Source organism: Nocardia sp. NPDC059240 (assembly GCF_042753865.1).
Lineage (GTDB): Bacteria > Actinomycetota > Actinomycetes > Mycobacteriales > Mycobacteriaceae > Nocardia.
In genome coordinates, this window is record NZ_JBHZAC010000004.1 from 432,402 (window position 1) to 458,796 (window position 26,395).

Annotated in this window: 27 protein-coding genes and 1 tRNA gene; 15 read left to right on the top strand and 13 right to left on the bottom strand. The window is 67.4% G+C overall.

Annotated elements, in window-relative coordinates:
• Positions 1–20 precede the first annotated feature (20 nt).
• Together cmrA and lysA are read left to right on the top strand one after the other, a co-directional pair.
• A complete protein-coding gene (gene cmrA / locus ACFXHA_RS16665; protein ID WP_379357479.1) occupies positions 21–815 on the top strand; it encodes a mycolate reductase in 795 nt (264 codons plus the stop codon).
• A 142-nt stretch (positions 816–957) separates the two neighbouring features.
• Positions 958–2,304: a diaminopimelate decarboxylase gene (gene lysA, locus ACFXHA_RS16670; protein ID WP_379357481.1), complete on the top strand. Its 1,347-nt coding sequence runs from the start codon at positions 958–960 to the stop codon at positions 2,302–2,304.
• A gap of 22 nt (positions 2,305–2,326) precedes the next feature.
• On the opposite strand, the gene ACFXHA_RS16675 is transcribed toward lysA, so the two are convergent.
• Positions 2,327–4,057 carry a helicase HerA-like domain-containing protein gene (locus ACFXHA_RS16675; protein WP_379357483.1) on the bottom strand — a complete coding sequence of 577 codons (1,731 nt, stop codon included), beginning with the start codon at positions 4,055–4,057 and terminating at the stop codon, positions 2,327–2,329.
• A 140-nt stretch (positions 4,058–4,197) separates the two neighbouring features.
• On the opposite strand from ACFXHA_RS16675, the gene surE reads away from it, so the two are divergent.
• The 3 genes from surE (at position 4,198) to ACFXHA_RS16690 (ending at position 5,826) form a co-directional block, all read left to right on the top strand.
• On the top strand, positions 4,198–5,007 hold the full coding sequence (gene surE / locus ACFXHA_RS16680) for a 5'/3'-nucleotidase SurE (protein ID WP_379357485.1): 810 nt from the start codon (positions 4,198–4,200) through the stop codon (positions 5,005–5,007).
• 42 nt (positions 5,008–5,049) lie between these two features.
• The gene (gene orn / locus ACFXHA_RS16685; RefSeq protein ID WP_379357487.1) at positions 5,050–5,676 is read left to right on the top strand and encodes an oligoribonuclease; all 627 of its coding nucleotides are present in this window, start codon (positions 5,050–5,052) and stop codon (positions 5,674–5,676) included.
• A gap of 77 nt (positions 5,677–5,753) precedes the next feature.
• Positions 5,754–5,826: transfer RNA gene (locus tag ACFXHA_RS16690), tRNA-His, on the top strand.
• Between the two features lie 48 nt (positions 5,827–5,874).
• Here the strand turns inward: ACFXHA_RS16690 and ACFXHA_RS16695 are convergent.
• The 3 genes from ACFXHA_RS16695 to ACFXHA_RS16705 are packed head-to-tail and all read right to left on the bottom strand — an operon-like array spanning position 5,875 to position 6,563.
• The gene (locus tag ACFXHA_RS16695) at positions 5,875–6,054 is read right to left on the bottom strand and encodes a hypothetical protein (protein ID WP_379357488.1); all 180 of its coding nucleotides are present in this window, start codon (positions 6,052–6,054) and stop codon (positions 5,875–5,877) included.
• A 9-nt stretch (positions 6,055–6,063) separates the two neighbouring features.
• Positions 6,064–6,384, bottom strand: a complete 321-nt coding sequence (locus ACFXHA_RS16700) for a hypothetical protein (RefSeq protein ID WP_379357490.1) — start codon at positions 6,382–6,384, stop codon at positions 6,064–6,066.
• 2 nt (positions 6,385–6,386) lie between these two features.
• Positions 6,387–6,563: a hypothetical protein gene (locus tag ACFXHA_RS16705; protein ID WP_379357492.1), complete on the bottom strand. Its 177-nt coding sequence runs from the start codon at positions 6,561–6,563 to the stop codon at positions 6,387–6,389.
• Between the two features lie 158 nt (positions 6,564–6,721).
• Between ACFXHA_RS16705 and ACFXHA_RS16710 the strand changes: the two genes are divergently transcribed.
• The 4 genes from ACFXHA_RS16710 to ACFXHA_RS16725 all read left to right on the top strand — a co-directional run bounded on the left by ACFXHA_RS16710 (position 6,722) and on the right by ACFXHA_RS16725 (position 9,551).
• Positions 6,722–7,939 (top strand): helix-turn-helix domain-containing protein, encoded by a 1,218-nt coding sequence (locus ACFXHA_RS16710; RefSeq protein ID WP_379357494.1) that lies wholly within the window; start codon positions 6,722–6,724, stop codon positions 7,937–7,939.
• A gap of 51 nt (positions 7,940–7,990) precedes the next feature.
• Positions 7,991–8,695 (top strand): RibD family protein, encoded by a 705-nt coding sequence (locus tag ACFXHA_RS16715; RefSeq protein ID WP_379357495.1) that lies wholly within the window; start codon positions 7,991–7,993, stop codon positions 8,693–8,695.
• 9 nt (positions 8,696–8,704) lie between these two features.
• The gene (locus tag ACFXHA_RS16720) at positions 8,705–9,187 is read left to right on the top strand and encodes a hypothetical protein (protein WP_379357497.1); all 483 of its coding nucleotides are present in this window, start codon (positions 8,705–8,707) and stop codon (positions 9,185–9,187) included.
• A 175-nt stretch (positions 9,188–9,362) separates the two neighbouring features.
• Positions 9,363–9,551, top strand: a complete 189-nt coding sequence (locus ACFXHA_RS16725; protein ID WP_379357499.1) for a hypothetical protein — start codon at positions 9,363–9,365, stop codon at positions 9,549–9,551.
• 45 nt (positions 9,552–9,596) lie between these two features.
• Here the strand turns inward: ACFXHA_RS16725 and ACFXHA_RS16730 are convergent, their stop codons facing one another.
• A complete protein-coding gene (locus ACFXHA_RS16730; protein WP_379357501.1) occupies positions 9,597–10,442 on the bottom strand; it encodes an oxygenase MpaB family protein in 846 nt (281 codons plus the stop codon).
• Between the two features lie 340 nt (positions 10,443–10,782).
• Between ACFXHA_RS16730 and ACFXHA_RS16735 the strand changes: the two genes are divergently transcribed.
• Both ACFXHA_RS16735 and ACFXHA_RS16740 read left to right on the top strand, forming a co-directional pair.
• Entirely contained in the window at positions 10,783–11,382 is a 600-nt protein-coding gene (locus tag ACFXHA_RS16735; protein WP_379357502.1) for an MspA family porin, read from the top strand.
• Between the two features lie 35 nt (positions 11,383–11,417).
• On the top strand, positions 11,418–12,149 hold the full coding sequence (locus ACFXHA_RS16740; RefSeq protein ID WP_379357504.1) for an MspA family porin: 732 nt from the start codon (positions 11,418–11,420) through the stop codon (positions 12,147–12,149).
• Positions 12,150–12,159: 10 nt separating this feature from the next.
• Here ACFXHA_RS16740 and ACFXHA_RS16745 read toward each other — a convergent pair whose 3' ends face one another.
• The 4 genes from ACFXHA_RS16745 to ACFXHA_RS16760 all read right to left on the bottom strand — a co-directional run bounded on the left by ACFXHA_RS16745 (position 12,160) and on the right by ACFXHA_RS16760 (position 15,976).
• Positions 12,160–12,867: a GNAT family N-acetyltransferase gene (locus ACFXHA_RS16745; protein WP_379357506.1), complete on the bottom strand. Its 708-nt coding sequence runs from the start codon at positions 12,865–12,867 to the stop codon at positions 12,160–12,162.
• 110 nt (positions 12,868–12,977) lie between these two features.
• Entirely contained in the window at positions 12,978–14,066 is a 1,089-nt protein-coding gene (locus ACFXHA_RS16750; RefSeq protein ID WP_379357507.1) for a TIGR03857 family LLM class F420-dependent oxidoreductase, read from the bottom strand.
• 52 nt (positions 14,067–14,118) lie between these two features.
• On the bottom strand, positions 14,119–15,252 hold the full coding sequence (locus tag ACFXHA_RS16755) for a phosphotransferase family protein (protein ID WP_379357509.1): 1,134 nt from the start codon (positions 15,250–15,252) through the stop codon (positions 14,119–14,121).
• Between the two features lie 88 nt (positions 15,253–15,340).
• Positions 15,341–15,976 carry a TetR/AcrR family transcriptional regulator gene (locus tag ACFXHA_RS16760; RefSeq protein WP_379357511.1) on the bottom strand — a complete coding sequence of 212 codons (636 nt, stop codon included), beginning with the start codon at positions 15,974–15,976 and terminating at the stop codon, positions 15,341–15,343.
• Between the two features lie 118 nt (positions 15,977–16,094).
• Between ACFXHA_RS16760 and ACFXHA_RS16765 the strand changes: the two genes are divergently transcribed.
• On the top strand, positions 16,095–16,409 hold the full coding sequence (locus ACFXHA_RS16765; RefSeq protein ID WP_379357513.1) for a hypothetical protein: 315 nt from the start codon (positions 16,095–16,097) through the stop codon (positions 16,407–16,409).
• Positions 16,410–16,428: 19 nt separating this feature from the next.
• Here the strand turns inward: ACFXHA_RS16765 and ACFXHA_RS16770 are convergent, their stop codons facing one another.
• Both ACFXHA_RS16770 and ACFXHA_RS16775 read right to left on the bottom strand, forming a co-directional pair.
• Positions 16,429–17,250: a hypothetical protein gene (locus ACFXHA_RS16770; RefSeq protein ID WP_379357514.1), complete on the bottom strand. Its 822-nt coding sequence runs from the start codon at positions 17,248–17,250 to the stop codon at positions 16,429–16,431.
• Between the two features lie 151 nt (positions 17,251–17,401).
• Entirely contained in the window at positions 17,402–17,827 is a 426-nt protein-coding gene (locus tag ACFXHA_RS16775) for a hypothetical protein (protein WP_379357516.1), read from the bottom strand.
• Positions 17,828–17,933: 106 nt separating this feature from the next.
• Here ACFXHA_RS16775 and ACFXHA_RS16780 point away from each other — a divergent pair, with 106 nt between their 5' ends.
• Positions 17,934–20,762 carry a BTAD domain-containing putative transcriptional regulator gene (locus ACFXHA_RS16780; protein ID WP_379357518.1) on the top strand — a complete coding sequence of 943 codons (2,829 nt, stop codon included), beginning with the start codon at positions 17,934–17,936 and terminating at the stop codon, positions 20,760–20,762.
• A 22-nt stretch (positions 20,763–20,784) separates the two neighbouring features.
• On the opposite strand, the gene ACFXHA_RS16785 is transcribed toward ACFXHA_RS16780, so the two are convergent.
• Entirely contained in the window at positions 20,785–21,474 is a 690-nt protein-coding gene (locus tag ACFXHA_RS16785; protein ID WP_379357519.1) for a hemerythrin domain-containing protein, read from the bottom strand.
• Between the two features lie 78 nt (positions 21,475–21,552).
• Entirely contained in the window at positions 21,553–22,101 is a 549-nt protein-coding gene (locus tag ACFXHA_RS16790) for an LppP/LprE family lipoprotein (protein WP_379357521.1), read from the bottom strand.
• Between the two features lie 104 nt (positions 22,102–22,205).
• On the opposite strand from ACFXHA_RS16790, the gene ACFXHA_RS16795 reads away from it, so the two are divergent.
• Positions 22,206–22,691: an Lrp/AsnC family transcriptional regulator gene (locus ACFXHA_RS16795; protein WP_379357523.1), complete on the top strand. Its 486-nt coding sequence runs from the start codon at positions 22,206–22,208 to the stop codon at positions 22,689–22,691.
• A gap of 190 nt (positions 22,692–22,881) precedes the next feature.
• Positions 22,882–26,358 carry an indolepyruvate ferredoxin oxidoreductase family protein gene (locus ACFXHA_RS16800; protein WP_379357525.1) on the top strand — a complete coding sequence of 1,159 codons (3,477 nt, stop codon included), beginning with the start codon at positions 22,882–22,884 and terminating at the stop codon, positions 26,356–26,358.
• Positions 26,359–26,395: the final 37 nt, after the last annotated feature.

Here is a 26,395-nt window from a genome sequence, read left to right on the forward strand (position 1 = left end):
GGCAGGTAGGCTCCGTGGTCGTGAGCCTGCCTGCACCCACTGCTGACAATCGCGCCGTCGTCACCGGATCCTCCTCCGGCATCGGAGTCGCCCTCGCCGAAGAGCTTGCCTCCCGGGGCTACTCGCTGATCCTCGTCGCCCGGCGCGGCGACCTGCTGGCCGACCTGGCGCAGCGGCTGACCGAGCGGTACGGCATCGTCGCCGAGGTGCGCGCGGTGGATCTGTCCAACCGCGAACAGCGCGCCCCGCTGGCCGAGGAACTGGCCTCCCGCGATATCGCGATCCTGTGCAACAACGCCGGTGTGGCCACCTTCGGACCGCTGGCCAAGCTGGATCTCGCCTACGAGCGCGACATCATGGAACTCAATGCCGTTGCGGTGCACGACCTTACGCTGGCCGTGCTGCCCGGCATGCTGAAGCGCGGCGCGGGCGGCATCATGATCACCGGATCCGCCGCGGGCAATATGCCGATCCCGCACAACACCACGTATTCCGCGAGCAAGGCGTTCGTCAACACCTTCTCCGAGTCGCTGCGCGGGGAGCTCAAGGGCACCGGCGTGCACGTCACGCTGCTGGCCCCCGGCCCGGTGCGCACCGACAACCCGGACCAGGAGGAGATGGGCAGCAAGATCCCGGAGTTCATCTGGGTCACCGCCGCGCACACCGCCAAGATCACCGTCGACGCGCTCGCCCGCAACAAGATGCGGGTGGTTCCGGGCCTGATCAGCAAGGGTATGAGCCTGGCCGGGCAGTTCGGGCCGCGCTCGCTCACCTCGGTCGTGGCGGGAGCCGCCTACAAGAAACTGGGCGAGTGACCGCCTCCAAGGTCAACAAGCCGTAAGGATCGGACCGAGCCGCGTCAAGGCCGCGTAGCCGGAGGTTCACCGGCTACCGGTACGGGCGTACTCCTGAAGTGACCCCGCAGAAAGGAAAGCGGGGACACCCACAGGAGAAGCCTTGACGCTGCTCGAGATCTTTCCGTCGCTGCGTGACGGGGGCATGATGCCCCGCCTCGACCCGGCCATCTGGCCCGCGGACACCCACTACGACGGCGAGGGACGCATCACGATCGGCGGGGTCGCCCTGTCCGATATCGCCGACCGATTCGGCACCCCCACCTACGTCCTCGACGAGGGCGAGGTACGCGGCCGCTGCCAGGCCTACCGCAAGCGGTTCCCCGACGCCGAGATCATCTACGCGGGCAAGGCGCTGCTCACCCGGGCAGTGGCCGAATGGATCACCGACGAGGGCCTCTCGCTGGACGTGTGCTCGGCCGGGGAACTGGCGGTGGCACTGTCGTCCTGGACCGATCCGGCGCGAATCGTCCTGCACGGCAATGGAAAACCCTTCGCCGAACTGGAGACCGCGATCAACTGCGGGGTCGGACGCATCGTCGTCGACTCACTGACCGAGATCACCCTGCTCTCCGCGCTGGCCAACCGGCCACAGCGAGTGCTGCTGCGCGTCACCCCCGATATCGACGTGCACGGGCATCCGGCCGTGCGCACCGGAGTCACCGATCAGAAGTTCGGCTTCCCGATCGGCGGCCAGGCGGTGCTGGAGGCGGTGGATCGCATTGTGCGGCAACCCAATCTGGAATTCGCGGGGCTGCACTGCCACATCGGCTCGCAGATCTACGACACCTTCCCCTACGGCGAGGCCGTGCGCCGGATGATCGCCGAAATGGCCCGCATCCGTGACGAATTCGACGTCACCCTGACCGAACTGGACCTCGGCGGCGGGCACGCGGTGGCCTACCGCAGCGGCGACGCGGAAATGAACCTGGCCGAACTGGCCGACATCATCGAGGACTCACTCGACGCGGCCTGCGCCCGGCACGGATTCCCGCGCCCGCACATCTCCCTGGAGCCCGGCCGCGCCATCGTCGCCCGCGCGGGCGTCACCCTCTACCGGGTGCTGTCGGTCAAGCACGTCGAGAACGGGCACACCTACGTGACGGTGGACGGCGGCATGAGCGACAACCCGCGCGTCGCGCTCTACGACGCGCACTACGAGACCGTCGTCGTCAACCGGCATCCCACCGGACCGCACATGACCGCCACCATCGCGGGCCGCTACTGCGAGGCGGGCGACATCCTCGCCCGCGACGTCCGCCTGCCGGCGGACCTGCGCCCCGGCGAAGTCCTCGCCATGCCCTGCACCGGGGCCTACCACCACAGCCTCGCGTCCTCCTACAACGGCGTGGGCCGCCCGCCCATCGTCGCCGTCCGCGACGGCGACTGCCGCGAGCTGATCCGCCGCGAGACGATCGACGACCTCATGTGCCGCGACATCGGCCACTGAGTGACCGAAAGGGCGGGATCGCTCAGCGTTTACGCGTGCCGAAGATGCTGCGGCTGATCTCGCGACCGGCGACGGTGGCGGCGGAGCGGAGAAGGTTCTTGAACGCCGGGTTGTTCACGATCTTCTCCGCCATGGACTCCGGCTCGGGGGCCGGTTTGGCCGAGCGGGAGGATTTGGCCGGGGCCTGTTCCTGGGCCTGCTGCTGTGCGGCCGCCAGCTTCTCGGTCAGGATCTCGTAGGCCGACTCGGCGTCGACGGTGGTGCCGTACTTGCCGTACAGCGTGGACTGCTGTGCGCGGGAACGGATTCCGTCGTCGCCGATGGTATCCATGAGCGAACGCGGCGGCTGCATGCGCGCCCACGCCACCGGGGTCGGCGCGCCCTTCTCCGACAGCACTGTCACGACCGCCTCACCGATACCCAGTGAGGTGAGCGCCTTTTCGAGATCGTAGGTGGCGGTCTTGGGGTAGGTGCGGACCGTCTTCGAGAGCGCCGCCTGGTCCTCGGGCGTGAACGCGCGCAGGGCGTGCTGCACCCGCGCACCCAGCTGCGACAGCACAGAATTCGGGATATCGGTGGGCAACTGGGTGCAGAAGAACACGCCGACACCCTTGGACCGGATCAGCTTGACCGTCTGCTCGACCTGGTTCAGGAACGCCTTGGACGCCCCGTTGAACAGCAGATGCGCCTCGTCGAAGATGAACACCAGCTTCGGCTTGTCCATATCGCCGACCTCGGGCAGCGTCTGGAACAGGTCGGCCAGCACCCACATCAGGAAGGTCGAGAACATCTGCGGGCGCGCGGCCTGCGCACCCAGTTCGAACAGGGTGATGACGCCCATGCCGCCCGCGGTGCGCATGAGGTCGGCCGGGTCGAGTTCGGGCTCACCGAAGAAGGTGTCGCCGCCGTCGGCCTCCAGATTCACCAGGGCACGCAGGATCACGCCCGCGGTCGTCGCGGAGACGCCGCCGATGCCCTTGAGATCCTCCTTGCCCTCCGGACTCGTGAGGTACTGGATCACGGCGCGCAGATCCTTCAGGTCCAGCAGGGCCAGACCGTTCTGATCCGACCAGTGGAAGATCAGGCCGAGCGTCGACTCCTGGGTTTCGTTGAGCCCCAACGCCTTACTGAGCAGGATCGGGCCGAACGAGGTGATGGTGGCGCGGATCGGGACACCGATGCCCTCGGTGCCCAGGGAGACGAATTCGCAAGGGAAGCCTTGCGGTTTCCAGTCCGGGTCGCCGGTCTCCTGGGCACGCGCCAGCAACTTGTCGTTGGTCTGACCCGGCTGCGCCAAACCCGACAGGTCGCCCTTGACGTCGGCGACCACCACCGGCACACCCGCCGCCGAGAGCTGTTCGGCGATGCCCTGCACGGTCTTGGTCTTACCGGTACCGGTGGCGCCCGCGATCAGGCCGTGCCGGTTCATGGTCTTCATCGGAATCCGTACGCGCGCATCGGGATGCACGGTGCCGCCGGTGATGACGGTGCCCAATTCGAGCGCCAGGCCCTCCATGGCGTAGCCGGCCGCGATCTCCTGCGCGGCCGCCGCGTCCTTGTCCGGGGCCGCCGAATCGGCTTTCGCGGCAGTGCTTTTCGCAGTATCGCCAGTGCTTTTCGCAGTCTCGGCGGCTTCCTGATCGGCCGCCTCTTTTTCGGCTGCCTCGGCCGCCGCGACGGCCTCGGCCGCGATCCGCGCCGCCTCCTCCGCTGCCTTCCGTGCCGCCGCTGCCTTCTCCTGCGGGGTGGTCATCGCGCATTCCTCCTGCGAACTATTGCTCCGGGAAAACTGCCCAACCAAACATGCCGACCGCTCGTTACGTGTGGATCCGATGTGAACGATACTGCCGGAGAGTAGATTTATCGAAGATTGCCCGACGGGGGGCGCGACACATGGGTCCTCGGAACACCGCCGACATACTCCTGACCAACGACGACGGCTATTCCTCCATCGGCTTCTACCCAGTGCTCCACGAACTCTCACGCCACCACACGGTGTGCGCGGTCGCACCGGAAACACAGCAGAGTCTGGTCGGGAAATCCATCACCGCGCACAATCACCTCTCGGTCGAAGAGCGGCTACTGGAAGACCTTCCCATTCTCACGGTGAGCGGAACACCCGCCGACTGCGTCCAACTCGGCCTCTATCACCTGCTCGAACGCAAGCCCGCGATGGTCGTGTCCGGCATCAACCTGGGCGTCAATCTCGGGCACGGCTACATCCTCAGTTCGGGAACCATCGGGGCCGCCATGGAAGCGGCCATCGACGGAGTGCGCGCGGTCGCGGTGTCGATGCACATTCCGCCGGACCCCGAACCACGCATCGACCTGTTCGATCGAAACAATTTCCCGCTGTACGAAACTGCCGCCGCGATCACCGCGAAACTGGTGGACATCCTGCTGAATACCGAGCTCTGCAATGGATTCGACCTGCTGTCGGTCAACATTCCCTTCGACGCGACACTCGGCACGGAATTCGAGGTGACCACTCCGTACCGGGCCTCGTACGGCCGATTGTTCGACCGGGCCGACGGCACATTTCGCATCAGCCTCCCACCGGCCCGATTCGAAAGCACCGTGCCCGGCACCGACGCGCACGCCGTGGCAGCGGGCCGTATCTCCATCACCCCGCTGAGTCTGGAGTTGCTGGTGCCGCAGGACACCCTGCGCACCCTCGATCGGCAATTGCGAAACCATTGGTAGCCCAGGCTCGAACACCCGCGCCGAACGGCTACGCTGACCCCGGTGAGCGACAAATACGTGGTGTGGATGGACTGCGAGATGACCGGCCTACAGCTGGACAGCGACAAGCTGATCGAGGTGGCCGCGCTCGTCACCGACAGCGACCTCAATATTCTCGGCGAGGGCGTGGACATCGTGATCCACGCCGACGACGCCGCGCTGGCCGCCATGCCGCCGGTGGTGACCGAGATGCACGCCCGCTCCGGGCTCACCGAAGAGGTCCGTCGCTCCGTGGTGACGCTCGAGGAAGCCGAACAGCAGATCCTCGACTACATCAAGCAGTACGTGCCCACCCCGCGCACCGTCCCGCTGGCCGGCAACTCCATCGCCACCGACCGCGGCTTCATCGCCCGCGACATGCCGATCCTGGACAACCACCTGCACTACCGCATGATCGACGTCAGCTCCATCAAGGAACTGGCCCGCCGCTGGTACCCCCGCATCTACTTCGGCCAGCCGGAGAAGGGCCTCGCCCACCGCGCGCTCGCCGACATCCAGGAATCCATCCGCGAACTCCAGTACTACCGCCGCACCGCCTTCGTCGCGCCCCCCGGCCCCTCCACCTCCGAGATCGCCGCCGTCGCCGCCGAACTCTCCACCCCCGCGGCAACCACCCCGAAAGCCCCCTGAACCCCGCCTGAACAGCCGATTAGGTACTTGCCGCGACGGCACGTTAATATCTACCGCGCCGGAAAGTTACGGCAATGGTGGCTGTAGTTCAGCTGGTAGAGCGCCAGGTTGTGATCCTGGAAGTCGCGGGTTCAAGTCCCGTCAGCCACCCCTACGAAGGCCCGGGCCGGAGATTTTCTCCCGCCTGGGCCTTCTTGCTTATTCGCCGTCTTTCCAGCTTCCGAGTGTCCGCCCCTCCTGCTGCGTGCTGTACTCGACGGTGATCGACGGCCCGATCCATCCGTCCTCGGCGACCGGTGCCCACGAGCCGTCCTCGTATTGCAGCCAGGCGCGCGGGCGCTCATCGTTCAGAGCGGCTAATAGCCCTTGTATCGACATCACACGGCCTCAGTTCGGCAATGGAGTCCGAGCCGTCGCGCTGCCGGGTGACACCGTGATCACGGTCGCCACCGCGAGCAACTCGGCCGGTATGTCGTGGCTGTCGAAATGCGCAGTGCTGGGCACGATTACGGCGTCGACGTTCAAGCGATCGATCGCCACGCGCAAACGACGTGCCCGGTCCTCGGTCTGATCGCTGAACACGATCATCTTGCGCAGGTCGTAGCCGGTCCGCTCGGCGGCGCGGCGAATCTGAAGTTCGTCGTGCGGCTGGCTCAGTCCGGAAATATCGCTACGCAGGAATCCGATTGCGGAGGGCAGCAGGCCCATCGTCACCACCTCCGACTGATCGGAACGTAGGTGCGCGTTGGCTCGGCCGCGAGCCGAGCCTGGATGTCGGCAACCGTGAGCCGAGAATTGGTGTGCCTATCGGCATCAGCAATCCGGCTGACCAGCGCAGCGGCGAACGACAGTAGCGAAGCAACGGTTATCGCGACGATGATCGTCATGTCGGGTGTACTCCTATTCCCTGGAACGGTTCTGGAGTGCACCCGGCGCCGGAGAGTTCGCCCGATGTCGAGTGCCTACTGACCGTGACAGGTGCCACAATGGGTGCGGGGCACAGTTTGTGCCCCTATGTCGATGCGGTGCGTGCGGAGATATCGCCATGGTGCGAGACAACGAATTCGGCCCACGATTGAGGCGACTGCGGCAACAGGCCGGCATGTCGCGACCCGTGCTCGGCGAACTCGCCGGGCGCTCGGGCAGTTGGGTCAAGGGCCTGGAAGTAGGGCGACTCGGCCAACCTCGGCTGCCGATGCTGATCCGTCTCGCCGAGATCCTCGACGTCAACGACCTGACGCAGCTGACCGGCGAGCAGCCGCTCGTGCGCTCGGTGTACGCAAAAGCCCAGCACCCGGCCTTGCCGAAGGTGACCGAAGCGCTCGCGGCGTATCCGGTCGTACCCAGCACCGCGGACGCCGACCTGTCACCGACAGCCCTGAGCGCACGAGTCCAGCAGGCATGGGTTTTGTGGCACGGTGCGGCACACCAGCGTTCGGCCGTCGCGACGGTACTGCCAAATCTATTGTGCGACACGCGAGTCGCGGTGCGACAGCTCGACGGTATCGAACGCCGCAAGGTCCAAGCGCTACTCGCGCAGGTTTATCACCTCACCCAGCTGTATCTGTCGTTTCAACCCCCGGCGGCACTGGTGTTGATGTCCGGCGACCGTGCAATGAACGCGGCGCAGGACGCAGACAACCCGCACGCCATGGCCGCCGCAGCGTGGTACGTCAATCACGTCTACCGCGACGCCGGGGAGGAACACGAGGCGCGCGTCCAGCTCGCAAACCAGATGTGCGCGTTGCTGAGTCCGGACAAGCAGGGCCCGGATCTCGCGCTGTGGGGGCTACTGCGCTTGGCAATGGCCTTGTCTTACGCCAAGATCGGACGCGAGGGCGACGCACTGCGTCATTGGGACGAGGCCGATCGAGCGGCCCGCGCGCTCGGCGACGATTACGTCCACCCCTGGCTGATCTTCGGTCGTGCCATGGTCGATGCTTACATGATCACCATTCAGGCCGACCTCATGCACAGCGGCTATGCGATTGCGCAGGCCGCCCGAGTCGAGCTCGGTGCGATGCCCTCGGCGACGCGGCGCAGTTTCCACACCGCCGAAACCGCACGTGCACACCACATGCGCGACGAACCCCTTGCGACAGTGGCCCTCCTGACAAAGGCGAACCGGGAATCACCGGACACGTTCGGGTTCTCTCTGTTCGCCCGCTCGGCAATACCCGACCTCGCCGAGTCCGGCGGCGCGACAGTACGACCCGACGCCGAACGGCTCGCATCGGTTCTCGGCCTGGAGCTCGATACCTAACGAAGCGCCCGGCGGGTTCCGCGACGCCTTCACCGCTTGGGAGGCGGAAGGTTGGCTCGACCCTATGTAGTGCTGTCCGTTGCCGTCAGCCTCGACGGCTATATCGACGACACCATCCCCGAACGCCTCTACCTGTCCAACGACCGGGATTTCGACGGTGTCGACGCACTGCGCGCCGAATGCGACGCCATCCTCATCGGAGCCGAAACAGTACGCCGCGACAACCCCCGGCTGTGGCTGCGCAGCGACGAACGCCGGGCCGCACGGGTCGCCTCGGGCAAGCCCGCCAACCTGCTGAAGGTGACCGTCACCCGATCCGGCGATCTCGACCCGGCAGCACGCATGTTCCATCACCACATCGAGGCTGGAAAACCGTTGGTGTACACCACCATCGAAGGTGCGGAGAAGATCGGTGACCAGCTGAGCGAGGTCGCCCAAGTCGTTGCAGTGACGGAACCGGAATTCTGGCAAGGTGTGCTCGCTGATCTCGGCCGGCGCGGGATCGAGCGCCTGATTGTCGAAGGTGGGACACACATCCACACAGCCTTCCTTTCCGAAGGGCTCGCGGACGAGTTGCGCTACGCGGTGGCACCACTGTTGATCGGCCAGGCTGACGCACCGCGGTTCGTCAGCCCCGCCCTGTTCCCTGGCGGCACTCGGCGACGCCTGGAATTCGTCGATGCCACGGTGCTAGACGATGTCGTAGTCCTGCGTTATCGCCCGAAGGCAACCAGCACAACCGAATCCGGTAGTTAGCAAGTGAGCATGATGCGTATCGGTGTCACCGGCCACATGAACATCACCACGGACACAGCCGCCATGGTCTATGACGAAATCGCCCGAATGCTGTCTGCCGCAGGCCCCTCCGACGAACTAATCGGCATCAGCTGTATCGCTCGCGGTGCCGACAGCGTGTTCGCTCAGGCTGTCCTCGACATCGGCGGACGGCTCGAGGTGGTACTGCCTTGCCGGAACTACCGCGAGCGCAAGGTCAAGCCGGACCATGCCGAACAGTTCGACGCACTACTCGATCGCGCGGACGTGGTGAACGTTCTAGATTTCGATGTGGCCGGCCCCGAAGCCTACGAGGCCGCCAACGAAACTCTCGTGGGATCGAGCGACCGCCTCATCGCGGTATGGGACGGTATGCCCAGCGAGCAAGGTGGAACCGGCACGGTGGTCGAGTTCGCTCGCAGCAAGGGGGTTCCGGTGAATGTCGTTTGGCCGACCGGATCCAGCCGCGCCTGATCGACAGTCGTCATCGGCAACGCACCGCGATTTCCGGCAGCTCGTTGAGGTCGCGGATCTTCCAGTCGGAGAGCTCCGCGACCTCCGGCCTATCCCGTTGGATCCAGCCCCACGGGCCACGCTGAAGATAGGCGGTCCGCATACCGTCTATCGACGCTTTCCCCAGAAGGAACAGATGCTCGACTCCGACAGCGGCATGAGCGGCCTGGTCATCTCCGAAAACGGCTCACCCCTACTCGAATTGGGCCACGGCTTCATCGCGACCATCATCCGACGCCGGCAAACCGACCGCGCCCGCCGCTTCGCCCGCACCCACCTGATCCCCCTGCTGCAGCCGAACCTGCCCACCGCACACCGGCAATGAACCGGTCGCCCAGACGCTCCGGCGCGGCAGCCCTGGGACCCCGGTCTAGTTTCGAAGCGCGGCGCTCGCGATACTGCTGAGCCGGGCCCGTGCGGGCACTGCGGCGTTGACGGTCCGGATGGTGGTCCCGACCCTGCTGAGGCGTCGCTGATCCCTCGCCGTCCAGTCCAGTTCGAACTGTGCGCGGGCGCTGGGGCGCAGCAGACCGATCGCGAACAATCGCACGAACGACCCTGCCTGCGGGCGTAGGAAATTCCACACCCGGTCGGGCAGATATGGCGCCGGTGACGCTGTAATGCCGTCGAATTGCAGTGATCCGAACATCGCGTGGAACACCGGGCCGGTTCGCAGTCGTTCGGCGATCATCGTTTCGTAGTACGCGTCGAACTCGGGAAGTTCGGCCGGCAGATGTCCCGGGCGCAGCCCCAGTACTGCGCCGACTTGTCGCCAATCCTGATACAGCCGCGCCCGATCGGATTCGGAAATGGGCGCGTTGATCGCCCGGCGATACCGCACCAGACCGTCGAACAACGTCGCGACAACCCACGCATAGGCTTCCGGATGTAGTGCGTGGTATCGATTTCCGTCCGCGTCGATGCCTTTCATCGCCTTATTAATTTCGAACAATCGTTGTGATTCGTCGAGCGCGGCCTGCCCGCCGTAGATGAGCCGCCGGATCGAATCGATGGTTCGAATCAACCGGGCGACCAAATCAGCCTCGGGCGTGGAATGATCGAGAACTGCCGCAGCGATCTTGGGATGCGCAACCTGCATCAGAATGCACGACGCGCCCTGCAAGGACACGGTCCGATCCCCTGCCAACTGCCAGGCCACACAGCCCGGTCCCAACGGTTCCGCAACAGCCGCACTACGCCTCGCGATAGCGTCCACGCTTCCTCCATCCGACCGTCGACCCTCCCGTGGCAATTCAACAGTGACGCGCGGCAATCGGACCGCAAGAATGCGGGAAGGGTTACTGTGTCGCCCGTTCGATGCGCTGGGAAGAACTTGTCGTATTCACCCGACAGCAGCAATACCGGACGATCGAACCCATGCAATTTCTCGGCGGCCTCGACTGTGTAGCGGGAGTCGAGCACCTGCTCGACGAGGGGCGGCCGGCCCGGAGGGCGCTGGGCGCAGCGGATTCCCAGCGCACTCACAGCCATCGACTCCTGCGGGTCGCATAGGATCCCCTTCGATTGCTTAACCAGGCTCGAAGGGTCAGTGCAGGTTGAATTCGAGAAGACAAGGCCGACTTGGGGTTATCGGCCTCGGCCTCGCCGTGCTGATGCTCGGACCGGCCGTCGCGCACGCCGACAGCGTGACCCCACTGCCCGATGGCGAACAGGCGCTCACCACCGCCACCGGGGTCGACGTGGATCTGACCCGCACCGGTGAACAGGCCGTCGTGTCGCCGTCCTTGGCCGCCAACGGTCTCTCGCGGGCCGCGAGTGTCACGGGGATCGTGATGGCCAAGGTCGCGCATGCCACCAAGGGGAGCTTGGTGACCGGGTATCTGGTCGGCTGTCAGGTCGATCTGAGCGGCGGACTGTCGCTGAGCGGTGATGCGTACATCTCGCCGAGTTCGATCACTCCGGAGGTCGCGCCCAGCATCAGTCTGGTGCCCGGCGGCGTCTCGCAGGTCATCCTCGACACGAAACAACTCGATCCCGCGGCCGGGGCGGTCGGCATCGCCTATTCCGGGCGCGGCATCCAGTTGTCCGGGTGCGCCGGATACGCGCAGGCGCGGGCGTTCAGCACCCTGACGGTGATCAATGACCAGGGTTCCACCGAGGTGTCGCTGTACGGCCAGCCGTTCAGCGTCGGATGAGAGACAGCCACATGCGGACTTCTATCGGGCTGGCGATGACCGCTGGCCTCATCACGAGCGTCCTGCTCGCGGCCGGTCCGGCGACCGCCGACACCCAGGTGGCGCTGCCGGGCGGGACCGGTGAATTCACCGGGCCGGACGGCGTGGTGGTGCAGCTGACGCGCAGTGGTGAGCAGGCCGACATCTCCGGATCGATGGCGGCCAGCCCGCTTTCACGCAATGTGATGGTGTCCGCAGTGGCGGCGGTGACCGTCACCGCGCCGCCCGGGGTCACCGTCACCGGCGGGCGCATCGAGACCGGCTACCTGGTGGGTTGCCAGGTCGATCTCGGCAGCAAGTCGACGGTCGAGGGCAGCGGAAACGCCGCGGGCAACGACAATTCGAAGCCGGGCAACGGCGGGGGCCAGACACCGGGCGACGGCGGCGGCGCAGCCGGGGGTGGCGGCTACGGCGGCGGCGGAGGCAACGGCGGCGGTTTGACCGTCGGCACCGGCGATCTCGGCGCAGGCATCTCCCCCAGCGGCATCACCCCCTACGCCGACCCGTCCATGTCGCTGACGCTCAAGCCGGGCAAGGTCGGCACCAAGGCGATCCAGACCTACAACTTCACCGGCACCTCCGGCGTCACCCAATACGTGGGCCACGACCTGACCATCGACGGCTGCGCCGGCTACGCCGAAGCCCGCTCGTACACAACGGTTCTGGTCCAGGACAACGTCATGGACGTCACCCAGACCCTCTGGGGCCAGCCCTTCAGCATCGGCTGACCGGACGCGGTTACGGCGCCTGCACGAAGGCCAGCTCGGAGCGCTTGCGCAGGGTGAATCCCAAAGTCTCGTACAGGCTTATCGCCGTGGTGTTGTGGGCGACCGCGTGCAGGAACGGGATGTCGCCGCGGGCGCGGATGCCCGCGCCGACCGCGCGGATCAGGCGGGAGGCCAGGCCGCGGCCGCGGAATTCGGCGTCGGTGCAGACGGCACTGATCTCGGTCCAGCCCTGCGGGCGCAGGCGCTCGCCCGCCATGGCGATCAGCCTGCCCTCGGAGCGCAGACCCAGATAGGTGCCCATTTCGATGGTCCGCGGCGCGAACGGGCCAGGCTCGGTGCGGGCGATCAACTCGAGGATCTCGGGCACATCGGCGGCGGTGAGCACCTCGAGGTCCGGATCGTGCGCGACGCGCAGGCCGGAGCCGTCCATCTGCACCGACCCGATGGTGTCGAGCACCGTCCAGCCGTCCGGCGGCACGTGCCCCCGGCCGCGCACCGCGGTGACGCCGCCCGGTCCGAGCAGGGTGGCCAGATCGGCCCAGTCCTGTTCATCGAGCACCTGGGGATGCCCGAAGAACCGGGCGACCTCCGGGTCGTAGCGTCCGACCCTGCCTTCCCAGGTGGCGAATCGCCGGTGCGCACCGTGCAGGGACGACCGCACCGGGTCGTCGAGCGGGTGCAACGAGGTTTCGACATCGATGGCCGACTCCGTGGTCAAGGGCACACTCCTCCGCATCAGGCGTCCGACCCTAAGACGTTAGCCTGGCGTACTAGTACCCGAACCGGTTGCACTCACCGGGATTTCGACCAGCCGAGCGCTCCGGCGTGTCAGGCGAACTTGCCCGGATTCGCGGACACCGCGCGGCGCAGGGCGGGACGGTTGGCCCGGTAGGCGTCGATGACCGACTCCAGTTCGTGCGGACTGGCCCCGTGCATGATCACCGAGTGGCAGCCCAGGTCGTATTCGCGGGAGATCTTCTTCACGCACTGCTCAGGGGTGCCGTAGGCGGCGGGGGCGAGCCACTCGTCGGGGATGAGCTCGTCGATCCGCTGCAGGGTCTCGAACGAAGCGGAGGCGTCGATGGGTCCGGCCGCCGCAGCGTCTTGATACAGCCGCGTGGCGCGAATACGGTCCCACACCTGCGGGTCCCAGCCATTGGTGGTGAGCAGGATGTCGGCGTACGCCTGCAGGTAGGTGACCAGCCGACCGGTGCGGCGGCGCAGCTGATCCTCTTGCGAGAGCGCGTCGCTCGCGGTCGCCAGGCAGGACCAGATGCGCACGCTGTCGGGATCCTTGCCCGCCCGCTCCGCGCCGCGGCGCACGGCCGCAACGGAATTCGCGGTCGCCTCGTCGGAGAAGAAGGTGTGCAGGACGACGAAATCGCCGATTGCGCCCGCGAGCTCCATGGTCTTGGGGCCCACCGCGACGAAGCCGATCGGAGGCGCGTCATCCAGACCGTTCTGGTGATAGAGGACCGGCCATTTACCCGCGGGGCCATCGTGATTCACGATCGTCTCCCCCGCCCAGAGCCGGCGCAGGATGCCGACGAAATCCCGCAGTTGCGCCTCGGTGACGGCGGGCAGGCCGATCGCCTTCCAGTTCGCCGCCATCCCGCGCCCGAACGCCATGGCGTACCGGCCCTCGGTCATGGCCTGCATGGTGGAGCCGATGGTGGCCGTGACCATCGGGTGGCGGGTGTGGTGATTGGTTGCGGCCGCGGCGATTCCGAGATCGGTCGTGCATCCGGCGAGGCCGCCGGACAGGACCGCGGAGTCCTTCACGGTCATGCGTTCGCCGATCATGCACGAGCCGAGCCCGAGCCGCTCCGCGTCGCGGGCCTCCGGGAGCAGCACCCGGGCGTCGGCGGGGTGGCGGGTGATGCAGTAGTAGGCCAATTCGTTGAGTTGTTCGGTCACGAGAGTCGCACTTTCCCACGGGTTTTCGGAACGGTGAAGTCGAACTTCGGTGTCAGGCACCGAGTTCGGTGAGCAGCTGCTCGACGAGGGCCCGGTGGTGCAGCAGCACCTCGATGTCCGCGGGCCGCTCCATCTCACCGAAGTGGATCTGGCGGCCACCGGCGCGCAGGAACACCACGCTGTAGTTGAGCGCGGCGTACATCGTGTACCAGGTGAGGTCGGCGAGCCGCACGCCCGAGTGCTCGGCGTAGGCGGCCCGCACGTCGTCCTCGCGCATGAACTCCGGCATCCCGGGGAAGCCGAAGTTCTCGGCGATGGCGTGAAAGACGCGGTGCCCGAAGATGATCCAGGCCACATCGAGTTCGCGGGGGCCGATCGTCGCCATCTCCCAGTCCAGCACCGCGACCGGCGTGAAGTCCCGGTACATCACATTGCCCAGGCGAGCGTCGCCCCAGGACAGCACGGCATCCTCCGGCGCGGTCTCCGGAAGATTCGCGGTGAGCCAGGCCAGGATTCGCTCCACCAGCGGCGAGGGACCGGTGTCCCGCACCGAGTACTCGTACCAGGCGCGGGCGCGGTTCAGGTTCCGCTCGAGCAGGGTGGCACCGGGCTGCCCCTGGTCCAGGAAGGCGAAAGTGGTTGCCGCGTCGGGGATCGCGTGCAGGGCGGCGAGGGTCCGAATCGTGCTGTCCTGCAGGCGGCGCTGTTGCTCTTCGTCGGCGTCGAAGAGCCAGTTGCCGCCGAAGGTGTATGGCATGACATCCGGCGGCACCAGCCCGTCGATGCGGTCCATCAGCAGGAAGGGCGTGCCCAACACGTCACCGGTCGGCTCGAGGAACCGCACCCGGGGGACGCGGACGGCACCCGACTCGCCGACGATGCGCATCACCTCGAACTGGTCGGGCAGGTTGTAGTGCTCGTAGACGGGGAAGTCCCCGGGGGCCGGGACCACTCGCGCGATCAGGTCGGCGACCTGCGGTGCTCCGTCCGCGCGCCAGGCCAGGGTCAAGGTCAGGGTCTCCGCCGACATGCCGTTGCTGTCGATGCCGGACCCCAGCGTGAGTTCCGGCTCGGCGCCCTCGGGCAGCTGGGTGGCCAGCCATGCGGTGAGGCGCGGGATCAGGGCGGCGGTATCGCGGCTGCTGCGTTGCAGGCGCATGCCCTGATCATCGGGAGACGGAGACATGGATCACTCCTGACTGATCGCGAAAAGCTGGAGGTAACAGTGGACCTCCCCTCCGCAATTGTCAACGAGGGTTCTCAAAGAATGTGGATCACTCCAGGTAGACCGCTATCGCGTCGACCAGGCAGTGGCGTGCGCCGGACAGTTCGGCGGGGGACGACAACCGCCGCTCGTTATTGATGCCGCGCATGGCCATCGGGATGAGCCGCTGCACGCCGCGCACCTTGTCCGGGTCGAGGGACAGGTCCGCCAGGAAGTATTCGAAGGCCCGCAGCCAGGCATCCTCGTACCCGGCCATGGCCGCGGCGGTCAGTGGAAAGTCCGCCAACCGTTCCGTCTGACCGGTGGGCAGACCGCCGCGCAGCGTTTCGACCGCCCGCCCCTCCGGCGTGTCCAGGATGGTCCACATCGCATCGACCATCTCCCACACCCGATCCCGGATCGAGCCGGAGACCCGCGGCCACACCTCGGGGCTGTTGCCGCCGCTCCGATCGGTCAGTTCGATCAGCACCGCGGCCCACAACCCGTCGATATCGCCGAACTGATGTTTCAAGGTGCCCCAGCTGACCCCGGCCTCGCGCGCGACCCGGTTCGCCGACAACGGTTCACCGGATCCCTCGGCGAGACAGCCGATCGCGACGTCCAGCAGTCGCTGCCGGGTCTCGCGCCCCCGTCGATTGAGCCGGGTCCCGGCCGCGGATTGCATTGCCTGAGCCTCGGTGTGCACCGTCGAACGATAGCGTCGGGTTCACCCCGGCTGTAGTCCGGCAGCGAGCGCGGCCCGCTCCGATTACCCACATCTCGACCGATGCGGGCCCGGCGGCGACCGGCATAGCTTCGGCGCCATGAGATTCCACAGCACCCAGGAAAGCACCGACCCGAAATCGCCCCGGCCGAAACGTCCCGTTCTGCGGGCCGCGCTGCTGTGCACAGGCGCGTGCGCGTTGGCCACGGTCTCGGCCGGCCAGGCTGCGGCCGAGACCCCACATACCGATTCACCCCCGACCGCAGCGGACATCGCCTGGGTCCAGCCGACCCCGTTACGCCCCTTCGCGGGTCCGGTCATTCACCTGGGTTCGGCCGCACCCGTACCCAGGATCATCGTCACGCCGACCCCACTGCGCCCCTTCCTGGGCCCGGAGATCCGCCTCATCCCGTAGCGACCGGCGACGCCGACCGTCAGGCGCAGGGCTGGGTGCCTGCGGCGGCTACCGGCAACCACATCTCACCGGCGAAGCCGGGGAAAATCACTGCGTCGCTGAGGAAGCCGGGCTGGGCGCCGGTGTCGTACTGGCCGGTCAGGTGGTGGAGTCCGGCTGCCGCCGGGGTCCACTTGAAGCTGACGGAGTTGCCGTTGATCGCGGTCGTGCCGGTGTTGGTCCCGTTGTCGACGACCCACGCGTTGCGGACGGTGGATCCCGCGCTCAGGCTCGACAGCACGGCCGAACCCGATGACGCCGCCAGCGAGGCCGGGATGTTCGAAATGGTCACGGTGAGTGCGCATCCCGCTTCGGGGGTGCCGTGGACGGTCGTGCAGAGCGTCGAGGCCGCGTTGCCACACGACTCGGGGTCCGTGCTCGCGCCGCCGCCGACCTCAACGGTCGCGGTGCCGAGGTTGGTGTAGGGCGGGAGGTTCGCGTTGTTGTTGCCGTAGCCGAGGCCCAGCACATGCGTGCCCGGAACCAGCGGCGTCCACTGGATGGTCTCGGTGGATGTCGTCCCGCTGCACGGTGTGCCCGCGGCCATACTCGACGTGACGGCCCAGCCGGACCGGACGGTCACGCCACCAACGGTGTCCGACAGCCCGGGGGCCGAGCAACCCGATACCGGCACTACGACGTTGTACGTCTGCCCCGCTTGAAAGTTGCTGCCCTGCACTGTCATTCCGGTACCGACAACGTCGGCGTGGGCCGCCGTTCCGGCACTGAGCACGGTCAGGGTGGAGGCTGCGGCGGTGATACCGGCCGCGGCGAGGGCACGGGCTGATGTCCGGGTACGCATGAAGCGGTCATTCTCGATTCGGCGACGATGTGAATGGTTTGTATTTCAGTTTGCGAATCGCACTGTTCACCGATCGACGTCCCCTCGCATGCCCCCGCTTTTGGGGGCCACCATTCACGCCCGCCGACCGCCCCTGCGGGCTAGACCATGGCTATTTGGTCGGGACCGGGCAGTTGGCCACCTGAACCTCCTGCAGATGAAGCGTCGCCTTGGCCAAGGTGGGCCCTTCGGCCGTCACCGTGGTGGTACCCGCGGCGATCGCCCGATACTTCGCGCTCATGGTCTCGATATCGGCGACCGCGTCAGCGGGCGCGGACGCCTTCAACGCGTCGAACTGGTCGGCGGTCTTGCTGTACTCGGCCGGCGTGATCGTCGACTTCGAGGCGATCTCGCGGGTGGACTTGGCCAGGTCGCGCATGCCGGAGCAGAAGTCGGTGGCCGGGGCGGCGGCAACACTCGCCGGGGCGTTCGCGGCGGAACTCGGGGCGGCCTTGTCCTTGCTGTCGCTCGAGCATCCGGCGAGCGCGGCACACGCCAGGCCGGTCAACGCGAGGGCGGCCGATACGCGTCGAATCATGCTGATCTCTCCTGGTTTCATGGTTGCTATCGTCGGCTGAGTAGATCAACGCGAAGCCTGTCGTCGATCAACACCGGATCAACGGCCTCGGACTGGAGTGTGCGCGGTGACGGATGCGGAACTGCGGTTCACGATCCTGGGGCGAATGACGGTCCGGCGCGGCGACATCGAGATCACCATGGCGCGGCCGCGCACCCAGGCGGTGCTGGCTGCCCTGTTGCTGGCCGACGGACGGGCGCTGCCCGCGGGCCGTCTGATCGACGCGGTCTGGGGTGACGAACCGCCGGAGCGGGTGATCGGTTCGCTGCGCTCGCATATCGCCCTGCTGCGCAAGGAACTCGAACCCGACCGTCCCCCGCGCACGCCGACGGGCGTCATCGTCTCGGTCGGCGACGGCTACGAACTGCGCGCCGGACGTGACGCGGTCGACGGCCTGCGGGCCGAATCGCTCGCGACGGAGGCCGAGAATGCCCGGCGGGCAGGCGAATTCGAGCAGGCACAGGAACTGGTGGACCAGGCGCTGGGATTGTGGCGCGGCGAGCCGCTGGCCGGGGTACCCGGCCCGTTCGCCGAGGCCCAGCGCCGCCGGTTCACCGAATTGCGGGTCGGGCTCCGGGAATCGAGGCTCGCACTGGATCTCGAACTGGGCCGGGGACAACAGGCCATCGGTGAATTGACCGCGTTGAGCGCCGAGTTCCCGCTGCGCGAACGCCCACGCGGACTGCTGATGACGGCCCTGGCGCGCACCGGACGCCGCGCCGACGCGCTCGCGGTCTATCACGAGATCCGCCGCACCCTCGTCGACGAACTCGGCATCGAACCCGGTCCGGAACTGGCCGAACTGCACCGCCGCATCCTGAATGACCAACTGCCCGTTCAGGTTACCGCCGGCCCCGGCGAGCGGTCCCGCGGCGAAGCGCCGATCGCACCCACCCCGTCCGCCGCCCTACCGATCGATATCAGCGACTTCACCGGCCGCGAAGCACTACTGGCCCAACTGGATTCACGCCTGACACCCTCCGCGACGGCACCCACCGTCGTGGTGATCACCGGTATGGGCGGCATCGGCAAGACAACCGTGGCCGTGCACCTCGCGCACCGGCTCACCGCCCGCTACCCCGGCGGCCGTTTCTACGTCGATCTCGACGGTGTCGGTGACCATCCCGCGGAACCGGATGCCGTGCTCGGCGTATTGCTGCGGGCTCTCGACGTGGGCGAAGGCGCGATTCCGCCCGGCGGGACCGAACGCTCGGCCCTGCTGCAACGCCTGCTGGCGGACCGAAAAGTGCTGCTGGTCCTCGATAATGCCGGCGATGCCGCACAGTTGGCCCCGCTGTTGCCGACTGCCGCGGGCAGCACCGCCCTGATCACCAGCCGCTCGATACTGGCCGAACTGCCCGGGGCGCAACTGGTTCCGGTGGATGTGCTCGACACCGGGCAGGCGCTCACCCTACTGGCCCGCATCATCGGTGACCATCGGATCACGGCGGAAGACGAAGCGGCACACCGCATTGTGGATTCGTGCGGCCTGCTGCCGCTGGCCGTGCGGATCATCGGCGCGCGGCTGGCGGCCCGTCCGCACTGGTCACTGGCCTCGGTCGCCGCCCGGCTGGCCGATGAGGGCACCCGGCTGAGCCAGTTGCGCCTGGGTGCGACCGCGGTGGAATCGACCTTCCGCTTCAGCTACCGCCAGCTCGACGGCGAAACCGCCCGGGCCTTCCGGCTGCTGGCGGTGCCGGCGGCCGGCGATCTCTCGGTGGCGGCCGCCGCGGCGGTCCTCGCCCGCGCCGAGACCGATACCGAGCAGCTCTGCGAGACCCTGGTGGATCTGGGCATGCTGCAGTCCCCGCAGCCGGGCCGCTACCGCTATCACGATCTGTTGCGCCTGTTCGCGATTCGCGAGGACGAGCCCGAAGCCGGGCTCGCGCCCGCGCGCCTGCTGGACTTCCTGTTGGCCACGGCCAAGAACCTGCTGCGCGTGCAGTGCCCGGGCTTCCGTATCGACCATCTGGCCGCGACCACGCATCCCGGCACCGCGATCCCGGATGTCGCCCGGGGCACCGGCTGGGTGGGGCTCGAACAGCCCGGCATCACCGCCGTGATCCGGCAGATCGCCACCGAATACCCGGCGCACGCGGCCGCCGCCATCGATCTCACCCTGGCGATGGCCGCACTCCTCGACGCCAGCGAGTACTCCCCGCATCGCGCACAGTCCCTGCGACTGCTCATCGACGTGACCCGCCGCAGTGGCGATCGAGCCGCGGAGGTCGCCGCCCGCGCGGTGCTGGGACTGCTGCTGGTGATGGATCTCGACGAGCGTGACGAGGCTCGCCGCGTGCTCGCCGACAGCACGATCGCCACCACCACCGACCCCTTCATCCTCGGCACCGTCGAATACGACCTCGGCATCGCCGTCTTCCTGGAGGGCGGATTGGACACTGCCGCAACGCATCTGGCTGCCTCCATCGACTACTATCGGGCCGCGGCCGACACCTCGCTGGAGGGCATGGCCGTCGCCAGCCTGGCCCTGTGCCTGGGCGAGTCACGGCAGTGGGATCGCTGCGCCGAGGCCGCCGAGCGGGCACTGCTGATCGTGCGCACCCACCCGGATCACACCCAACCGGCCTCGGAGTTCGAGTCACTCGCGCTGGGCGAGCTCAGCCGTGTCACGTTGGAACGGGACGCGGACCCGGAGCGGGCCATCGACCTGGCCCGGCAGGCGGTGGCGGCGGCCCGGGCCCGGGGCCGACGTCGCCACGAGGGCTGGGCGCTGTTGCGGCTGGCGGAGGCGGGCCTGCGCGCCGACCGTCTCGACCTCGCCGAGTCCGCCGCCGACACCGCCGTCCGCATCCTGACCGACCACGCCGGGCCCGCCCATCTGGCCCAGGCGATGCTGCTGCACGACCGGGTCATGGCGGCCGTGTCACCGCATTGACGGTTACCCCTCGAAACCGTTGTCAGACTTGCTGTTCCACGGGTGCGTAGAGGCGCTCACGGTTCCGGCGGTACGCCGATCTCCCCACGAAACGCCACAGCAGCCGCACCGGCGCAGGCACTCGATCCAGGAAGATGTGGCGTTCCGCGGGCGTCGCCACCGCCAGCAACCCGCTCAATTCGGCCAGCTTCTCCTTGGGCGGCTTGCGCACCGTCTTCGCCGCGGCGGCCCGGCCGAAGTCCGCCCATTCCGCGGCGGTCAGATACCGGGAGACCAGCGGCAGGATGGTGCGCTCCTCATCGTCCATGTGCGTGCTCACGGCCGACCGCAGATCCTCGAGGAATCCCGCGACCCGCTCCCGCACACCCGTTTCCGGGTCGGCGGTCAGCGCGGGCAGCAGGTTCGCGACCTCGGTGGCCAGCCATTCGATATTGCGATGCTGTTCCTCCATCCGGTGCACCGCCCCGGCCTGCAGGGTCACCCGCGGCGACAGCACCGGCCAGAGGTGGTCGTCCTCATTGGTGTGGTGGTCTTCGACCGCCTGCAGCACCTCGCGTAGATGCCCGACCACGAATTCGGTGCGGGCCCGATCCCCCGGCCGCAATGCCCGCACCAGATCCGGTGTCCGCCGCAGCAACTCCCGCAGCCAGCGGTGCACCACCACCATTTCCTGAATTTCCGGCCCGGCCTCGACTGACGATTGTGTATTCATGAATCCGATCGTCGGCCGCCGCGATCAAGGCCGAATGGCCGCCGGATCCACGCACGTTGATCGAGTGTTGATCACCGATCAGTTGTGTGGCGGGAACTGCCCATCCGCGGTCACCTTGGTGCCGTTCAGCGTGAAGGTGACGACGCTGGGCCCACCCGCCGGGCAGCACATGGCCTCGTTGTCCTTGATCCAGTGGTAGGTGAGGGTCACGGAATTGCGGGTCTTGCCGGTGATCTGCGTGTACATGTACGGCTCGGAGGTGGCGGTACCCAGGTAGGCGCCCCCGGTGAAGAACAGCAGGTGCGTGTAAGGGTGATTGATGGTCGAGCTGACCTCCATCCACGACAGCACCCCGTCACAGCCCGCGGAGATCGGATTGTCGCTGGCCTGACCGGTCTGCCACTTGCCCAGCGGAGCCGGTGCCAACTTGGCGATGGCCGCCTGCGCCAGATCGGAATTCAGGTCGAAACACGACCCGTGCCCGCTGCCCGCGGGCGCCGCCTGCTGCTGCGCGACCGTCGCGACCGTCGTCGAGCCCCCCGCCGTGGTGGACGCGCCACCGCACCCGCTGACCGCGAGCATCACCGCTGCCGCCGCCGAAACCAGCGCCGCTGACCTGGCCTTCATGATTCCCCTCCGCTCACGTTGCACGACTGGATCATCGAGCAAGGCGGAATTCGCGTTATCCCCGGCCCTCCTGTCGCACGCGTTCCGGAGTGCGAGAATGCGTTATGAGCATCAAGATCGACGGGCTGGATTCCGCGTTGCTGGCGGAGTTGGCGGCCGATCCGCGGGCGCCGATCCTGGAATTGGCGCAGCGGCTGGGGATCGCGCGGAACACGGTGCAGGCCAGGATGAAGCGGCTGGAGGCGTCCGGGGTGGTGCGGGGGTATCCGCCGGATGTGGACCTGGAGGCGATCGGGTTCGCGGTGCACGCGTTCCTCGGGATCGAGCTGAATCAGAACAAGATGAACGACATCGTCGAGGCGTTGCGGGAGTTCCCGAACGTGCTCGAGGTGCATGCGACCACGGGGCGCGGGGATCTGCTGGTGCGGATAGCCGCGCGTTCGCAGCCGGATCTGCTGTCCATCATTCAGCGGGTGCATTCGATTCCCGGGGTGAAGCACACGGAAACCATGCTGGCGCTGGCGACTCCGGTGGAATACCGGTCGCTGCCGCTCGTCGAGCACCTCACGAGTCAGCCGGTCGGCGACTGATCACCCGAGCGCTGTGACGCTGAACAGATTGATGCGCGCGTCACAGTGCTCCAGATCACTTTTGAGCAATCTGATCAACTTTTCGCGCCATGGTTGACACAGATCACACATCACGGCAGATTTCGCTGCACCGATCGCTTGATCCCCTTCGTGTGCAGCTCACAAGGCTGTGGAGAGTTGGTGACTGTCCATGACCGACGTTGCCTGGGCGCCTGTCCGTCAGGCCGAACCGGCTACGCCCTACGACCTCGCCGACCGCTACCGGTCCGGCGCGGGTCCGGTCCTTCTCACCGGCGTGCAGGCCATTGCCAGATTGCTGGTCGAGCAGCATGTGCGCGATATGCGTGCCGGACACCGGGTCGCGACCTTCGTGTCCGGGTATCAGGGCAGCCCGCTGGGCGGGGTGGACAAGATGTTGCTGGGCATGCCGAATGTGCTGGCCGAGCACGACATCGCGTTCACGCCCGGCTTCAATGAGGAGCTCGCGGCCACCGCGGTGTGGGGCAGCCAGGCCGATCTGCCCGCCGGCACGCCGACACACGATGGCGTGGTGGGGGTTTGGTACGGGAAGGGCCCCGGCGTGGACCGGGCCACCGATGCCATCCGGCACGCGAACATGTACGGCGTGAACGCCCGCGGCGGTGTGCTGCTGCTGGTGGGCGATGATCCGGCTTCGAAGTCCTCGACCGTGCCCGCGGTGAGTGAGCGGTCGCTGGCGGCCATGGGTGTGCCGGTGCTGTTCCCGCGCAATGCCCGCGAGATCATCACCATGGGCATGCAGGGTGTGGCCCTGTCCCGCGCCTCGGGCTGCATCGTGGCCATGAAGATCGTGGCCGATGTCGCCGACGGCGCGTGGACGGTGGACTCCTCGGTCGCGGAACTGCCCATCTCGGTGCCCGAAGTGCAGTGGGAGGGAAAGACTTTCGCCTACCGGCAGCGGCCGATGGCGGCTCCGGCGGACAGCGTGCTGGCCGAGGCGGATCTGTACGGGCCGCGCTGGGCCACCGTGCGCGCCTTCGGGGCGGCCAATGAACTCGATGTGATCGAGGTGGATCCGGTGGGGGCGCGGCTCGGAATCGCCGCCACCGGAACCACTTTCGACGCGGTGCGCCAGGCGCTGGTCGATCTGGGCGTGGACGACGCGGCCATGCATCGGGCGGGCATTCGCCTGCTTCGCATCGGGATGCCGTATCCGGTCGGGGCACAGCGGGTCACCGAATTCGCGCACGGCCTCGAGCAGGTGATCGTGGTCGAGGACAAGACCGCCTTCATCGAGACCCAGATCCGCGAAATCCTGTACGGCACCGCCGATGCCCCGCGCATCCTCGGCAAGCTGGATGGGAACGGCCTGCCGCTCATGCCGTTCGACGGCGAGCTCACCGCGGGCCGTCTGCTCGCTCCGTTGCGGCGGGTGTTGCGCGATCATGTCGAGCTGAAAAAGGCTCCGCTGCCCGCGCTTTCGCTGGAGGTGCTGTCGGCCAAGCGCACCCCGTACTTCTGCTCGGGCTGCCCGCACAATCGCTCCACCGCCATCCCGGAGGGCTCGATCGGTGGCGGCGGCATCGGCTGCCACACCCTGGTCACGCTGTCGGGGCGCAGTGACAGCGCGGTGACGGGACTGACCCAGATGGGTGGTGAGGGCAGTCAGTGGATCGGGCAGGCCCCGTTCACCGATGTGCCGCACCTGTTCCAGAACGTCGGCGACGGCACCTTCTTCCACTCCGGGCAGCTGGCCGTGCAGGCGTGCGTGGCGGCGGGGGTGAACATCACCTACAAGCTGCTCTACAACGAGGTCGTCGCGATGACGGGCGCGCAGGACGTGGAGGGGCAGCTGTCGGTCGCGCAGCTCACCCACAAGCTGACCGTCGAGGGCGTCAAGAAGATCGTCATCTGCGCCGATGAACCCAAGCGGCACAATCGCAAAGCGCTCGCCAAGGGCACGCTGCTGTGGCATCGCGACCGGCTCGACGAGGCGCAGAAGATGCTGCGCGAGATCGAGGGCGTGACCGTGCTGATCTACGACCAGCACTGCGCCGCGGACGCGCGTCGCCAGCGCAAGCGCGGCACCCTGCCGGTGCGCAATACCCGCGTGGTGATCAACGAAGCCGTGTGCGAGGGCTGCGGTGACTGCGGCACCAAGTCCAACTGCCTGTCGGTGCAGCCGGTCGAGACCGAGTTCGGGCGCAAGACGCGCATCGATCAGACCTCGTGCAATACCGATTACAGCTGCTTGGACGGCGACTGCCCGTCCTTCGTCACGGTGGAAGTGAACCCGGACAGCAAGGGCCGCAAGGGTTCCAAGCGCAAGACGGCCGAGCCGCCGACCGTGGCGGATCCCGGGCTGGGTGCGCCGCTGGGTACTCAGAACGTGCTCATCGCGGGCATCGGCGGCACCGGCATCGTGACCGTCAACCAGGTGCTGGCGACCGCCGCGCTGCGGGCCGGGTACGCGGTGGAGAGCCTCGATCAGATCGGGCTGAGCCAGAAGGCCGGGCCGGTGCTGTCGCACTTGCGGTTCTCCGCAACGGAATTGGAGCCGTCCAACCGGCTCACCCCGGGCAGCGCGGACTGCATCGTGGCCATCGACCTGCTGGGTGCGGCCGATCCCAAGAACCTGCAGTACGGCAATCCGGAATCGACCGTCGTGGTCGCCTCGACCAGCCAGACCCCGACCGGGGACATGGTCTACGACAAGTCGGTGGCCTACCCGGAGACCGGTTCGCTGCTGGATCGCCTTACCGCCGTGTCGGATTCGCTGTTCGACTTCGATGCGCTGGCGGCCGCGCAGCAGCTGTTCGGCAATACCGCCGCCGCCAACTTCCTGATGGTCGGCGCGGCCTTCCAGACCGGTGGACTGCGGCTGCCCGCCGCCTCGATCGAAGAGGCGATCGGCATCAACGGGGTCGCGGTGGCGTCCAATATCGCGGCCTTCCGCTGGGGCCGGGTCGCCATCGCCGATCCCGAGGCCTTCGCGGTGGCCACCGAATCGGCTGCGGCCCGGCGTGTTCCGCGCGTCGTTTCCGCCGAGCTGCTGGCGGGTACCACGTTCGAGGGTGAGGTCCGGCGCATTGCCGAACTCCGCGCCGCCGAGCTGGTCGACTACCAGAACGCCAAGGTCGCCCGCCGCTACCTCGATACCGTGCAGGCCGTCTGGATCGCCGAGCGTGCGGTCACCGAGCGCACCGAGTTCAGCGCGGCGGTGGCGCGGGGACTCTACAAGTTCACCGCCTACAAGGACGAATACGAAGTGGCCCGGCTGCTGGTGGATCCTGCCTTCCTCGCCGAGGTTTCCGCGCAGGTCCCCGGCGGCGAGAACCTCACCTACAAGCTGCATCCCCCGGCGCTGCGCGCGATGGGCCGCAAGAAGAAGATCGGCCTCACCCCCAAATCCCATGTGGCCCTGAAACTCCTGGCCAAGGGCAAGGCCCTGCGCGGCACCAAACTCGACCCCTTCGGCTACGCCCACGTCCGAAAGGTCGAGCGGGAGCTGCTGTCCCACTACACCGAGATGGTCCACCGTCTGGCAGGCGGCCTGACCGACCAGACCTACGCCACCGCCACGGAGGCAGCAGCCCTGCCCGACCTGGTCCGCGGCTACGAGGACGTGAAACTCGGCAATATCGAGCTCTACCGAGCCCGCCTGCGCGACCTCGGCCTCGACGGCTGAGACCAGCCCTCCCCCAACCACATATCCAACGCTGTAC